This window comes from Polaribacter sp. ALD11, from assembly GCF_002831685.1.
In the GTDB taxonomy this organism is placed as follows: domain Bacteria; phylum Bacteroidota; class Bacteroidia; order Flavobacteriales; family Flavobacteriaceae; genus Polaribacter.
Window position 1 is genome coordinate 3,380,676 of record NZ_CP025119.1, and the last position, 14,706, is coordinate 3,395,381.

12 protein-coding genes are annotated in these 14,706 nt (G+C 29.1%); 5 read left to right on the forward strand and 7 right to left on the reverse strand.

The features are described from left to right. Nucleotides 1-115 precede the first annotated feature (115 nt). Nucleotides 116-1,468, forward strand: a complete 1,353-nt coding sequence (locus tag CW731_RS14620) for a UDP-N-acetylmuramate--L-alanine ligase (RefSeq protein ID WP_100947422.1) — start codon at nt 116-118, stop codon at nt 1,466-1,468. Here the strand turns inward: CW731_RS14620 and CW731_RS14625 are convergent. From CW731_RS14625 to trkA, 6 genes are all read right to left on the reverse strand, one after another. Further along, complete coding sequence (locus CW731_RS14625; RefSeq protein ID WP_100947423.1) at nt 1,458-2,564, reverse strand: nucleotidyltransferase family protein; 1,107 nt, start codon at nt 2,562-2,564, stop codon at nt 1,458-1,460. The two genes, CW731_RS14620 and CW731_RS14625, sit on opposite strands and share 11 nt — an antisense overlap. Further along, nucleotides 2,554-3,693, reverse strand: coding sequence for a hypothetical protein (locus CW731_RS14630; protein ID WP_100947424.1), 1,140 nt, complete (start codon nt 3,691-3,693; stop codon nt 2,554-2,556). Before CW731_RS14630 ends, CW731_RS14625 begins: the two co-directional genes overlap by 11 nt. Before the next feature lie 87 nt (nt 3,694-3,780). Then, nucleotides 3,781-3,948: a hypothetical protein gene (locus tag CW731_RS15705; RefSeq protein ID WP_198519830.1), complete on the reverse strand. Its 168-nt coding sequence runs from the start codon at nt 3,946-3,948 to the stop codon at nt 3,781-3,783. 26 nt (nt 3,949-3,974) lie between these two features. Then, entirely contained in the window at nt 3,975-6,782 is a 2,808-nt protein-coding gene (locus tag CW731_RS14635; RefSeq protein ID WP_100947425.1) for a T9SS type A sorting domain-containing protein, read from the reverse strand. Between the two features lie 179 nt (nt 6,783-6,961). Further along, nucleotides 6,962-8,461, reverse strand: a complete 1,500-nt coding sequence (locus CW731_RS14640; protein WP_100947426.1) for a TrkH family potassium uptake protein — start codon at nt 8,459-8,461, stop codon at nt 6,962-6,964. Further along, nucleotides 8,462-9,808 carry a Trk system potassium transporter TrkA gene (gene trkA / locus CW731_RS14645; RefSeq protein WP_100947427.1) on the reverse strand — a complete coding sequence of 449 codons (1,347 nt, stop codon included), beginning with the start codon at nt 9,806-9,808 and terminating at the stop codon, nt 8,462-8,464. Between the two features lie 152 nt (nt 9,809-9,960). Between trkA and radC the strand changes: the two genes are divergently transcribed. The 4 genes from radC to CW731_RS14665 all read left to right on the forward strand — a co-directional run bounded on the left by radC (nt 9,961) and on the right by CW731_RS14665 (nt 13,884). Next, nucleotides 9,961-10,647 carry a DNA repair protein RadC gene (gene radC / locus CW731_RS14650; RefSeq protein WP_100947428.1) on the forward strand — a complete coding sequence of 229 codons (687 nt, stop codon included), beginning with the start codon at nt 9,961-9,963 and terminating at the stop codon, nt 10,645-10,647. Between the two features lie 76 nt (nt 10,648-10,723). Then, nucleotides 10,724-12,028, forward strand: a complete 1,305-nt coding sequence (locus CW731_RS14655; RefSeq protein ID WP_100947429.1) for a polysaccharide deacetylase family protein — start codon at nt 10,724-10,726, stop codon at nt 12,026-12,028. Between the two features lies 1 nt (nt 12,029). Next, the gene (locus CW731_RS14660) at nt 12,030-12,914 is read left to right on the forward strand and encodes a hypothetical protein (protein WP_100947430.1); all 885 of its coding nucleotides are present in this window, start codon (nt 12,030-12,032) and stop codon (nt 12,912-12,914) included. Further along, nucleotides 12,889-13,884, forward strand: a complete 996-nt coding sequence (locus tag CW731_RS14665; RefSeq protein WP_100947431.1) for a polysaccharide deacetylase family protein — start codon at nt 12,889-12,891, stop codon at nt 13,882-13,884. The genes CW731_RS14660 and CW731_RS14665 overlap by 26 nt, the downstream gene beginning before the upstream one ends. 2 nt (nt 13,885-13,886) lie before the next feature. On the opposite strand, the gene CW731_RS14670 is transcribed toward CW731_RS14665, so the two are convergent. Continuing rightward, nucleotides 13,887-14,663: a class I SAM-dependent methyltransferase gene (locus tag CW731_RS14670; RefSeq protein WP_100947432.1), complete on the reverse strand. Its 777-nt coding sequence runs from the start codon at nt 14,661-14,663 to the stop codon at nt 13,887-13,889. Nucleotides 14,664-14,706: the final 43 nt, after the last annotated feature.

Genomic DNA, 14,706 nt, shown 5'->3' on the forward strand with positions numbered 1-14,706 from the left:
AAATTAGTAAACAAATAGATTTTAGATGTAAAACCAACATTTAATTGAGTTTGGTTCTAAATATAATCAATATTGTAAAGAGCTTTTGTATTTTTACTTTTTTAAAATTTTTCAAATGAACATTCATTTTATTGCCATTGGCGGAAGCGCAATGCACAATCTTGCAATAGCTTTATACCAAAAAGGATACCAAGTTTCTGGAAGTGATGACACAATTCACAATCCGTCTAAATTTCGTTTAGAAAAATACGGATTATTACCAAAAGAATTTGGATGGTTTCCAGAAAAAATAGTATCAGATTTAGATGCTATTATTTTAGGAATGCATGCCAAAAAAGACAATCCAGAATTGCTGAAAGCACAAGCATTAGGATTGAAAATTTATTCTTATCCAGAGTTTTTATATGAGCAATCTAAAAATAAAACACGGGTTGTTATTGGTGGTTCTCACGGGAAAACAACGATTACTTCTATGATTTTACATGTGTTAAATTACCATGAGAAAGAAGTAGATTACATGGTTGGCGCACAATTAGAAGGTTTTGAAACTATGGTTCATTTAACAGAAGAAAACGATTTTATTGTTTTAGAAGGAGATGAATATTTGAGTTCGCCAATAGATATGCGTCCCAAATTTCATTTATACAAACCTAATATCGCATTGTTAAGTGGTATTGCTTGGGATCATATCAATGTTTTTCCAACATTTGAAAACTACACAGATCAATTTAGAATTTTTACAAATTCTATGGTACATGGTGGTAGTATGATTTACAACGAAGAAGATGTAGTTGTTAAAGACGTTGTAGAATCTTCTGAAAATCATATTAAGAAATATACTTATCAAACTCCGAAACATTTTATAGAAAACGGAATTACCTATTTAGAAACAGCTGAAGGAAACTTACCTTTAGAGGTTTTTGGAAACCATAACCTTCAAAACTTAGCAGGTGCAAAATGGATTTGTCAACATATGGGAATTGATGAAGATGATTTTTACGAAGCAATTGCAAGCTTTAGCGGCGCAAGCAAACGTTTAGAGAAGATTGCAGAAAACAATTCTACTGTAATCTTTAAAGACTTTGCACACAGCCCAAGTAAAGTTGCGGCAACTACAAGAGCAGTTAAGAATCAGTATACTAATAGAACTGTTTTAGCGTGTTTAGAACTGCATACGTATTCCAGCTTAAATGCTGAATTTTTAGCAGAATATAAAGGTGCTTTAGATCCGGCAGATAAGGCTGTGGTGTTTTATTCTCCTGATGCTGTAAAAATTAAACAATTAGATGCGGTGTCTGCAGACCAAATTGCAGCAGCATTTGAAAGAGATGATTTGATTATTTATACCAATCCAAAGGAGTTTAAAGATTTTTTATACTGTCAGAATTTAGAAAACACAGCGCTTTTATTAATGAGTTCTGGTAATTACGGCGGATTGGATTTTGAGGAATTGAAAACTATGATTTAGTTTTTTTAATTCCTAATTGAATTAATTTTTCTCTTTGCCAATTCTTGTCTGTAGTTCGATTGATTAACCATTGTCTGTACTCTTTATTAAAAAGCGATTTCTTAATAATATTCAGTCTGGTTTTTAAAAATAGTTTTCTGCTTATTTTTAAGTATGCTCTCTTCGCTTTTTCTTGATGCTCTATGTCATTTAAAAATTTAGAGAGATATGCTTCCGTATTTTCAGTTTTCTTGTATTCTAAAGATTGAATGTTTCCAAAAACAACGTGACATGAAGCGGCAAAACAATTTAAAGGATCTTTTAAAGTTTCAAAGTGATCAAAAGCATTGATGGCAGGTGTTTTTTTAGAAAGTAAAAAAACATCATAGGCATTTCTTAAAGCTATATTTTTGTAGTGAATTCCGGCATCATTTATTTGTTTCGCGATGATAGATAGCGATAGTTGATTTCTAAAACTCATCACTTTCATTCCGTTTACTATTTGGGCGTCATTTTTAATGAGATTATAGTTGAATTCCAAAGCATATTTTTCTAATAGAAGTTCTTTATGCACTTCAACAGCAGCAATTTTTTCTTTATGAACTAACCTTGGTTGATGTTTAAATTGAGGAAAACTATAACCTTCTTCTGTTACTTTGTTATAATTGTTATTTTGAAGCAATTGGAACGATTTTTCATAGTCTTTCATAGCAACAATAAAATCGATATCACCAACCATTCTCTCTGCAACATCGTCATACAAACCTTCTAATAAATTACCTGTTCCTTTTAAGAAAATTGGGGTAATGTTATTGTCAACTAAAAGTTGATTAACTTCTTTGGCTTGTGCAATAATTTGTTCATTTCTTTCACGATTTAGACCTGTAATATGAACCATATAATTCACCAATTCTTCCGGTAAAAAATGAAGGAAGTCGGCTCTTTTTAGATTGCAATATAAAGCAGGGAAAACATAATGTTCTGTACTTAACTTTACAACAGCATCCCAATCTATTTCTGTAGTTTTTAATTGGTTTTCAATTTCACTTTTGTTTTCTTCTTCTAGAGAAATAGTTAAACATTTGGCAACAAAAAATAAGGTTTCTTTATATGTCATTATTAAATATTTTAGAGACAGCTGCAATCATTTTTTTATTTTCTGAATACGTTATTTGGTAACAATTTAAAGAATGAAACCAATCTAAGAATATTTGAGCATTTTCTTTTATAGGAGATAACCAAGAATCTGGTACTAATTGTTGAAAAGCATCAATTTTAGATATTTTATCGAATTTTAAATCAGCATCTTTTTCATATTTAATAAATACCAAATCATTGCAAGGTAAATGAGATAAGAAATCTTTATTATTAGGTTTTAAATATCTTACAATCTTATGTAACCTTTTAAAATGATACTCTGCAGAGCTTTCTAGTTCAGGGTAAAGTGGAAGTAAGGTTTCTAAACTGTTTTTTTTAATAGAAATAGCTGCTGGAAAACTATAGACTTCTTTTTTAGTAGCATCTATGGGTACAAAATCATCTGCTAAGCAAGTAAAACCATTTCCTTGTAACAACGCTAAAGAAGTGCTTTTCCCATTACCAGAATCTCCTAGAAATAAGATTGATTTTTTACCATTTGAGACTGCAGATGCATGAAAAACACCCATCCATTCTTTTTCTTCTTTTTGATGAATTTTCTGAATCAATTCCATAGAAAATTTTCCTTGAAAAAAATGGATTTCTTTTTTATCCCAAGCACCAATAAAGTTCTTATCAACATAAAAAAAAACAAAATTATTCTTTAAGAAAACGGAGAAGGTAAAGGAGTTTTTGCTTTTATTTTCAACTTCTAAATGAGCAAATTTAGGATGTACCAGATACAACTCATATTCTGAAGAGAATTCAAATTTAAAGATAAAATTATTTACTTTATAATATTTTGTAAACTCAAACTTTTTAGGTTTTTTAACATCCCTATAATCATTAATAATTTCGTGGTTGTTTATTAATTTAGGAGGATAGAATTTTTTTTCTAGGTCTAGTACAAAATCTACTGTTTTGTCTAATGGAATTAACAGTTTTTTTGCCAAATCTGAAGCTATTTCTTCTGCCGAAATACCTTTACTTATTTTTTTTAAGATAGCTGCTGTTGTATTCTCTAAAATTAGATATTCATTGCTGTTTTTAAACCAAACAATAGTTTTGTCTTCTGCTGTTTTATATAAGAAATTTGTTTGTTTTTTCATAAAGAATAAAAGTAGTTGTTTTATTAATTATATAAAATAAAAAACGCCTCAAAATTGAGGCGTTTATATACAATATTAAAAGATTTATTAGAATCCAGTTCCAGGAGCTTCTGGTGAAGAAGCTTGTGCTTTTTGCGGACTTAATATTAGGTAAGTACCAAGGGCTGTTAAAGCTGCATATTTACCATAGTTTCCTATTTTTTTAATTGCTTCTTTACGAGTAATCTCTTGGTTTTCCTTTATTTGTTTTTTCATAATATCTTGTTTTTTAAAATCTAGTATTATTCTAAAATGATTTTTTTACTAATTACACCTTTTTCTGTTTTCACTTTTGCTAAATAAATTCCAGAAGATAATTTAGAAAGCGAAATTTCTTTATTTCCATTAGATGTAAACGAAGTACTCATCATTTCTTTTCCTAGAATATTAAATAAAGAGATCGAAGTTTTACCTTGTGGTAATCCTGCTATTTTTAAAGTAGAAGCATTCGTTTTATAAATACTTACACTATTCAAAATCACATCTTCTGTAGATAATGTTTTTTGAGCTGTGTGTAGATAAAAACGGCCAACACCATTTAAAGCTTCTGTTAGTGTTGTTTTGTATTTACTATTCGTTTCGTCTAAACGTGTAAAAGTATTTGTTAATCTATCTTCTAAAAATACTTTTAATTCTGTTGGTAAGTTTAAAGCTTCAGCAGAAAAAGTAATTTCTTTTCCAATTGTTGCATTTACTCCAATAGGAACTATCATTGATTCTAAATTTGAATTTGGTAAAGATTGACGCATAAAATCTACCCCTTCATTATTAGACACTAATTGAGTGTAAACACTAAAAGCAGTATCTTCACCTGTAAATGTACCTACATCAAAACGAGGATCTAACCCTGTTGTTTTATTATCTGAATAATTAACTTTTGTTGTTTTTATACTAGTACCATCATTCATTGATAATGTAATGGTTGCTGTTGAAGAACCTTTGTATAATGTTACACCTGTTTGATTACTTAGTTTAGAGGCATCAATTGTAAAATTATCTGCAGTTGAATTGGCTGCGTTTACAAAGAAACCTTGCCCAGGGTGAATATAGTCAGTTCCAGTTAAAGCTGTATAGGCTGTTCCATTCCATATATAAACCATTTCATGTGTATCAGTTAAGTTTGCTGCATTATCCGAAATTAAATCACTAACAAGAATATATGAAGAATAAGGGTTTCCTACTAAATTCCAATTATTAGAATCCTGAGTTATAGAGCTTGTTAAATTATCTGTTTTAACAGTACCTGTAAAACTAATATAACCGTTAGTCGTTCCTTCTCTTTTAAAAGAATAACCTTTTCCAGCTGTAAATGCCCCAGAGTTCGCAGCATCTGTTGCGTATACCCAATCACCATCTATATCTATAGTGTTTGTATAAGTACCGATAGCAATATTTGTACCTGTTCCATTTGTTACATCAATCTCATTATTACTAATCCACGTTCCATCATAAGTTGCCCCAATAACAGGACTAGATAATAAATGCCAATTTGTGTCATTTGCTAATACTTGATAAGTTACATTTCCAGTAGAAGCACCAGAAACTTTTAATGAACCACCAGAGTTTATTGTTAAACCATCCGTTTCTGTAATTGTTAAGTTGTTGGTTACTGCACCTGTTGTTGCTCCAATAATTGGAGCTGTAGCTACATCAGGAATAACTACATTATCTGTAGCAGTTGGTATTGTATTTGTATCCCAATTGGCTGCTGTATTCCAATCTGAACTATCATTTCCATTCCAAGTTACAGTAGATGAAAAAGCTGTCCATGAAATATCATCAACAATTACTTGTTTAGTTAAAATGTTTCTAATTTCAATAATTATGTCTCCAGTAATATTAATATTATCAACTGTAAATGTATATGCATCTTTATCATCAGCATCATCAAAAATAACAGAAGTTCCTTTAGAAATATTATTAATAAATAATTCTACTTGCCTGTTACCGCTTCCAGTAAATCCTTTATATAATTTTACGGAAAAATCACCAATACCACCAGAAATAATGCTTGAAGTAACTTTACTACTATTACTTGCATCTCTAAGCATTAGTGCTTTTCCTATAATTCCTGCACTGTTAGCATCACTATCTTCATTTCTAGATTGTATATAAGACCAAGTAATAGCATTATTACCTAAAAAACTACCATCTGCATAAGAAGCTGTAGCAGCAGAGTTCGTGAAATCTTCAACCATAAAAACGGGAGCTTCATCATCTGTAATTGTAACTGTATGTGTACTTTGAGAAATAACTAAACCAGTAACACTACTTGATTCTGTTATTGTAAAAATTACTGTTTCAGTATCAGTATCAGCATCATCTTTAATGTCGAAAGTTATATTTTGAGAACCATCAGCAGTAAAAGATAGTGCTGTTGGTGATGTGAAAATAAAATCTGCTGCTGCTGCTGTTCCTCCAGTAACATTAACATTTATATCAATTTGAGTTCCAGAATAATTACTAACAGTTATAGGGATATTTGAACTTGTAAAAGTTACATTAGTTTCTGTTTCAGAGCTAGTTGCTGTATCAAAACCAATGGTTGGTGCTATAGTAGCAGATGTATAAGTAACTGAAAAGCTGTCTACATAAATTCTATTACCAGAACTTGAATCTTTTTGAAAGAATTCAACTTTTGATGTCGAGTTTATACCACTTATTGTATATGTGCTACCTGCTGATAGGTTCGTTTGTGCACCTCCATCTACAGTATAACCTGCAGGCCCCGTTTTGCTAGATGCATTTATAACAACATCTGTAATAGTTACGCCATTACTAGCATAAATTATAATTGAGCCACCTTTAGTTGCATTTTGATATAATCTCAATTGCCCCGTATTTAATGCAGGATTTGATGTACCAGTATTTTTAAATGAGCCAAACCCAATATTTGTGTCTAACGTAATACCTGGTGAAGCTTCATTTAGTCCAGTTACGGCTCCTCCATCTGAAAAATTATAACTAACAGTTGTTTGTCCAAAGATATTAGTTGTAATTATTGCAAATACAAATAGCATTGCAATTTTAAAAAAGTTTTTTTGTTTCATGTTTAATGGTTTTTAGGCTAAATTATTAAAAAAATTAGCTTAAAAAACGATTAAACGTTTCTTTAATGGTTTGGTAACAATAAGTTAAAATACTAGAATTAATATTTGATTTTTCTATGTAAAATCATTGTTAGTTTTAATTAAATAGTTTTTTAAATATTTGTAAAGTAAGATTATCGTTAATTTTTACGCCAAAAGAATGGGGTGAAAAGAATTAAAACAGTAAATAATTCTAATCGACCAATTAGCATTAAGAAAGAACAAAACCATTTCGCAGCGTTTGATAAATGTGCAAAATTATCTACAGGACTTACAGAACCAATAGCGGGTCCTATGTTACCTAAAGAAGATGCTGCAGCACCTATTGCAGACATAAAGTCTAAACCAAATAGTGTTAAGATTACAGAAGAAATAATAAAAATTAACATGTAAATAATAAAGAAAGATAAGATGTTAAAAACAATAGTTTTATTTACTGTTTTTCCGTCATACCTAACAGGAATAATAGCATTTGGGTGCAATGCTTTTTTAAATTCTAAAAAACTGTTTTTTAACATGATAATGTGTCTTACTACTTTTACGCCACCACTTGTAGAACCAGCAGAACCTCCTGTAAAAAACAGGGCAAAGAAGATACCGGTTGCAAAGAAGTTCCACATTGTAAAATCTGCAGAAACAAAACCAGTTGTGGTTACAACAGAAACAACCATAAAAAGTGCGTGTCTAATAGCACTTTCCGTTTCCCCAAATACTTTTGGATGCGCTAAGACACTTTCTAAATTAGGATCTTGAAAAAAGATAATAACAATAGCTATAACAGCAGAAACACCTAAAGTTCCGAATAAATAATATTTGAACTCTTCACTTTGAAAAACTTTCTGAACTTTTCCTTTTAATGCAAAATAGGTTAAAACAAAGTTTGTACCTGCCACAAACATAAAAAAGATAATAATGTATTGTATTAAAGGTTTGCCATTGTAAAAAGCAATACTATCCGATTTTGTAGAAAAACCACCTGTACTCATTGTTGCCATTGCATGGTTTATGGCGTCAAACCATGTCATACCAGCAAATTTCAATAAGAAAAATTCAACTAAAGTTAAAATTACATATATTAAATACAATCTTTTTGCAGTATCGGTAATTCTAGGATGTAATTTGTCTGCAGAAGGTCCAGGGGCTTCTGCCATAAACAATTGCATTCCTCCAATTCCTAAAAGCGGTAAAATAGCAATGGTTAGTACGATAATTCCCATTCCGCCAATCCAATGTGTTGCACTTCGCCAAAAAAGAATCCCTTTTGGCATGTTATCAATATCTGTTAAAATAGATGAACCTGTAGTAGAGTAGCCAGAAATAGTTTCAAAAAAAGCATCTGAAATACCAGGAATTGCGCCTGAAAGTAAATAAGGTAACATTCCTGTAAAAGATAGTGTTAACCAACCTAAAGTTACAATTAAGTATCCTTCTTTTTTTTGGATATTTGTATTTGTTGGATTGTTTAGAAAATAGAATAGAATACCTATAAAAGTAGTAATGATTCCTGCATTTAGAATTCCCCATTTTTCAGGTTCATCATAATACATACTAAAAGGAACTGTTAAAAACATAAACAACCCATTTAACATGGCTGTAATTCCTAAAAAACGATAAATTATTTTTGTGTTTAAAGCTCCCATTTATCTAAATAAACTTTCTACAGTACTTACAGCTTCTGGCAAGCAAAATACAATTACTTTATCTCCGCTTTGTATTTGCATTTCACCAAAAGACATATATGGTTTTCCGTTTCTAATAACGCCTCCAAAAACGGCTTCTCTAGGAAAGTTTAAATCTTTAATAGGTTTTTCTGTAACTTTTGCATTTGGCTGTACTTCAAATTCAAAAACTTCAGCATCTATATTATGTAAGTTTGCCAAGGCTAAAATTTCACCTTTTCTAATATGCCTTAAAATATTACTTGCAGCAATTAGTTTTTTATTAATTAAAGACTCAATACCAATTGTTTGAGAAATCTCAATATAATCCATATTTTCAACTAAAGCGATTGTTTTTTTAACCCCTTTAGATTTTGCAACCAAGCAAGACATTATATTGGTTTCAGAATTACCTGTAACAGCAATAAATGCATCTGTTTCTCTAATATTTTCTTGTTCTAATAATTCTAAATCGGTGCCATCACCATGAATTATTAAAACATTTTCTAATGCTTCAGCAAGACTTTCTGCTTTATCTCTATTTTTTTCTATTAATTTAATATTGAAGCCTTCTTGACATAAATTTCTTGCCGTTTTTTCTCCAATACTACTTCCACCAAGAATAATTACATTTTTTATATCGAATTTTGTCTTCCCAATTATTGGGTACAAGTCTTTCATATTGTAACTTGGTACAGAAAAATATACTTGATCGTTTAATTGATAAGTAGTGTCTCCTCTAGGAATAATAGTTTGGGAAACATTGGCTCTTTTTATAGCAATTGTAATAAAATCTACATTTGAAAACTTCTGTTTTGCCTCTTTTACCGTTAAGTTTACTAATGGAGACTTATAACTTAAAGAAGTTCCCATTACATTAAAGAGTCCGCTTTCGAACTCTACAGTATCATTAAAAGAAGACTGATTTAACAGCATTTTTATTTCATTTGCGGCTAACTCTTGAGGCGATATCATAAAATCTAAACCAAATTGTTTAAAATCTACTTCGCACTCATTTAAAAACTCTGGGTTGTCTATTCTAGCAATCGTTTTTTTAGCACCTAAAGATTTACCAATTACAGAAATTGTAAAATTTGTATTCTGACTTTCTGTAACGGCAATTAACAAATCTGCAGAACCAATACCAATCTCTTTTAAAAGTTTTATTGAGGTGGCATCTCCTTTTTTGGTAATTACATCTAAATGATTGTTTATGTAATCTAACTTTTCACCATCAAAATCGATAATGTAGGTGTCTTGAGACTCGTAAGAAAGTAATTTTGCTAAATGAAAGCCAACATCTCCAGCTCCTGCTATAATAATCTTCATGTGTAAAAATAGATAGAATATAAGAAGCAAAGGTACGAAAGTCTTGAAACTGATTTTTATAAATTGATTTTTCTTTTTAAACTAGATTTTGTGAAGTAAGTAAGCAACAAACGCTTAATTCCTATTTTGTACATTTATAAAAAAAAAGATGTATGGAAAAATTAACGATTAAATCTTGGGCTTTAGATGATAGACCAAGAGAAAAATTATTAGCTAAAGGTAAATCTGTTTTATCTGATGCTGAGTTAATTGCGATTTTAATAGGTTCTGGTAACAGAGAAGAAAGTGCAGTGGCTTTGTCTAAACGAATTTTACAATCTGTAAACGGAAACATTAATGAGCTAGCAAAACTATCTGTAGAAAAACTGATAGAATTTAAGGGGATTGGAGAGGCAAAAGCGATAAGTATTATTACTGCGTTAGAATTGGGTAAAAGAAGACAATTAGAGGTTGCTTTAGAGAAACCAAAAATTACAAGTAGTAAAGATGTTGCAAATGTAATGCAATCTATTATTGGAGATTTAGAGCATGAAGAATTTTGGGTGTTGTTTCTAAACAACTCTAATAAAGTAATGGCAAAATCTCAAATTAGTAAAGGAGGTTTAACTGCAACCGTAGTAGATGTAAGATTGGTGTTTAAAAGAGCTTTAGAGCTGGCCTCAGTTGCAATTATTGTTTGTCACAACCATCCTTCAGGAAAATTAGCGCCCAGTAATGCAGACAGGCAGTTAACGCAGAAAGTTAAAGAAGCTGGAACTACTTTAGATATTAAACTATTGGATCATTTAATAGTTACCGAAAAAGCGTATTTTAGCTTTGCAGATGAAGGCATTTTATAATGAAAGATTGTATTTTAGTTTTTTAGAAAAAGCCGACTAGAAATGACTAACTGAAGACTGCCAACTAAATGAAAAAATGATATTAGTTTATACACATAAAATTACACCAAGAGTTCGTTATATCTTTAAGCATATTTTAACAAGAACCCTTTTAATTCCTGTTACTTTTACTACTAAAGTAGAAGAGTTTGTTGCACACAATGGTCCGAAATTAACGTACACGAAATCACCATTAGGAAATGAGTTTTTTATAAAAAGTAACGATTTATTATTTGAACAAGGTGTAAACGATTTAGAGATAAACATGCAGAAATGGGAAGAAGTTTCTTGTTTTTTTAGAGCGGGAAGTAAATCTGAAATTCCTTATGATATTTTTGCAGCAAGTTTCTATTTAATTTCTCGTTATGAAGAGTATTTGCCACACGTAAAAGATATTCATGGGCGTTATACAGCGTCGGAAAGTTTGGCTTATAAAAACGACTTTCTAGAAAAACCAGTTGTAGATATTTGGGCTTACAAATTATTAGCAAAATTAAAAGAAAAATTTCCAGACTATGAATATAAAAATAGAACTTATAATTATATCTCTACCGTAGACATAGACAATGCTTTTGCATATAAATATAAAAATTTTATTAGAACAGTTGGTGGTTTTATAACGGATTTATTTAAATTTAGACTACTAAATATCTGGTATAGACTCACAGTAATTTTAAATATAAAAAGAGATCCTTTCGATAATTTTCAGAAAATATTGAATATTAAAAATACAAAAGATATTAAAACTATTTTTTTCTGTTCTATTGGAGATTACACCACTTTTGACACCAATGTTTCTGCAGCCAAAAATAAATATAGATTGCTTATAAAAGAGTTGGTAGATTATGCTAGTGTTGGTTTACATCCATCTTACTTTACCATGCAAAATGCAGCCCTTTTAAAGAAAGAAAAAGAACGATTAGAAAGTATTACAAACACGCCAATTATTAGGTCTAGACAGCACTATTTACGTTTTAACTTGCCAGAAACCTATCAGCAATTAATAGATTTAGAGATCGAAGAAGATCATTCTATGGGATATGCAAGTAAAGTTGGTTTTAGAGCAAGTACATGTACACCTTTTTATTTTTATGATTTAGATTTTGAAATTCAAACACCATTAAAAGTGTTTCCTTTTGCTTTGATGGATACTACATTAAACGATTATTTAAAAATTACACCAAAACAATCTTTAGGGAAAATTAGAGATTTAAGAAACGAAGTGAAAGCAGTAAACGGAACCTTTATTACGTTGTTTCATAATGAAAGTTTAAGCAATCATTTGCGTTGGAGAGGTTGGAAGCGCTTGTATGAATCTATGATAAAAATTGCCATTTCTTAGCATGATTAGTTACGTTAAAAGACAAGATTTAGACATTGAAAAGTACGATGACTGTATAGAAAAATCTGTTCAATCTAGAATCTATGCATTTTCTTGGTATTTAGATATTGTTGCTGATAATTGGGATGTTTTGGTTTTGGAGGATTATGAAGCTGTGATGCCAATTCCTTGGAGAAAAAAATATGGAATAAAATATGTTAGCCAGCCTCATTTTTGCCAGCAATTAGGTGTTTTTTCGAAGGGAATTATTACTGAAGAATTACAAAAGAAAATGTTAAAAAAGATTCCTAAAAAGTTTGTGAAAATTACTTTGAATCTTAATAGTTATTCTTTTTTTTTATCAAAAATGCTAGAAAGAAAGAATTATATTTTGCTAATTAAAGAATCATACGAAGAAAATTATAAAGATTTTAATAAAAATAGAAAAAGAGTATTAAGAAAAATAAAGGATTCTTCGATGTATATAGATAATGTAGAATTTAATACACTTCTGGAAATCGCAAAAAAAGACTATAATCATTTAATTTATAAAGATTCAGATTACAAAAAGTTAAATAAATTGATTTCTATCTCACAAAATAGTGATACAGGATTTATGAAAGGAGTGTACAATGAAAATGATCAAGTAGTTGGTGGAGTTTTTTTTCTTAAGAGTAGAAGTAGGTTGATTTATTTATTTTCAGTAATGACAACAGAAGGGAAGAAACTTAATGCAGCTACTTTTTTAATTTCGCATGTATTAAAAAAATATCAAAATAAAAACTATATATTAGATTTTGAAGGTTCAATGAATAAAGGAATCGCTAACTTTTTTAGAAGTTTTGGTGCAAAAGAAGAGGTCTACAAAGAATTAAAAACAAATGCGATTCAAAGAATTATTTTTTAAAATTAGCTTTATCTATAATTTTATTCCATTAAAATTATTAATGAAGCTTTCTGGGAAAAAAAATATTTACCCTTTTTATCATATAGTTAATGATACAAATGGATTAACTAAACATCTTTATACTGCAAAGAACAAGATAGATTTTATTAAAGATTTAAAATATTTTAAAAAGCACTTTAATTCTATTTCATTACCTGATTTGATTAAAAAAAATGATAGTAAAAATTACAGATTCCTTTTAACCTTTGATGACGGGTTGAAAAACTTTTTTACAACAGTAGCTCCAATACTTTTAAAAGAAAAAATATTTGCTATTAATTTCTTAAATTCAAACTTTATTGACAACAAAGAATTATTTTTTCGATTTAAGGCCAATTTACTTATCAATGAAATCTCGAAACAAAAATTAATTTTCAATCAGAAAGCTAAATTGAATCAGATAATAGACAAACCAATTTTAAGTTATTTAAAAAATGCGACTTATAATGACGATAAAAAAATTAATAAAATAGCTGAAATCTTGAATTTTTCATTTAGTGAATTTTTGGAAAAAGAAAAACCTTATTTATCTACTAAACAGATAAATGATCTTATTAATAAGGGGTTTTATTTTGGAGGTCATAGTAAATCTCATCCTTATTATGCAAATATAGATTTTAAAGACCAATATATTGAAACTTTAGAAAGTGTAAATTATATTCAAAAAAAATTTAATTTAAAATATAAATTTTTCTCATTTCCCTTTTCTGATAATAACGTTTCTAAAAAGTTTTTTAAAAAAATGAATGAAGAAAATATTATAACATTTGGCACAGCAGGATTAAAAGATGATACTAATATTTTAAATCATTATCAAAGAATCCCTATGGAATACAATTCTAAATATTCCGCAGAAACTATCATAAAAGGAGAGTTGATTTATTACATATTAAAAAAAATATTTAAAAAAAATGAAATAGTAAGATTATAAATTTACTGTTGTTCTTTTCTGAATAAAAACAAGACTCCGCTATTTTGAAGGCCGTATTGTTTTATTTTTTCCTCAGTCAATACTTTTTTTGGGTCGTATACTTCAAAAGTAAATCCTTCTTCTACAAAACGATTAGTAAAATCTTTTCCATAGCACCTCATTAAATAATGTTTTCCGTAAGTTTTAAACCTTTCTTTGTCTGTTGTTATTGTAAAATCTTCTAAAGTATTTTCAAAAATTTCAAAAATATATTCTTGTAGTATTAAAGTTCCTCCAAATTTTAAAACTCGATATAGCTCTTTAATTGCTTGAATGTCATTTTTAACTACAGAAAGTACATGACTACATAATACAACATCAAAATAATTACTATTATATTTAATATTAGTAATGTCTACTACTTCCATAGCTAGAGATTTGTCAATATCTCCACTAATATAATTTACTAAAGATTTTTTTTTTAGTTTATCTTCTATTACTTTTGATGGAGCAAAATGAAGAATAGAAGTATTTTTAAGATATTTTGAATCTTTTAAAAACCCCCATAACATTCTTGTTCTTTCTAATGATAAACAATAAGGACATCTTGCATTTTCTCTTTTTTTATAATCACCATAAGCTAAAAATTTAGAAAAATTCTTATTACAACAATTACAAGAAACGTTGTTTCCTTTATCAAATATTAGCTTTACCTTCCAAGTTTTCCAATACAAATTATGTATGCTAGCTCTAAAATATTTAGGTAAGATAAATTGATATATTTTTTTTAAATAAGACATATTTAATTTTAGATAACAATATTAATAAATATCTTACTTTTAT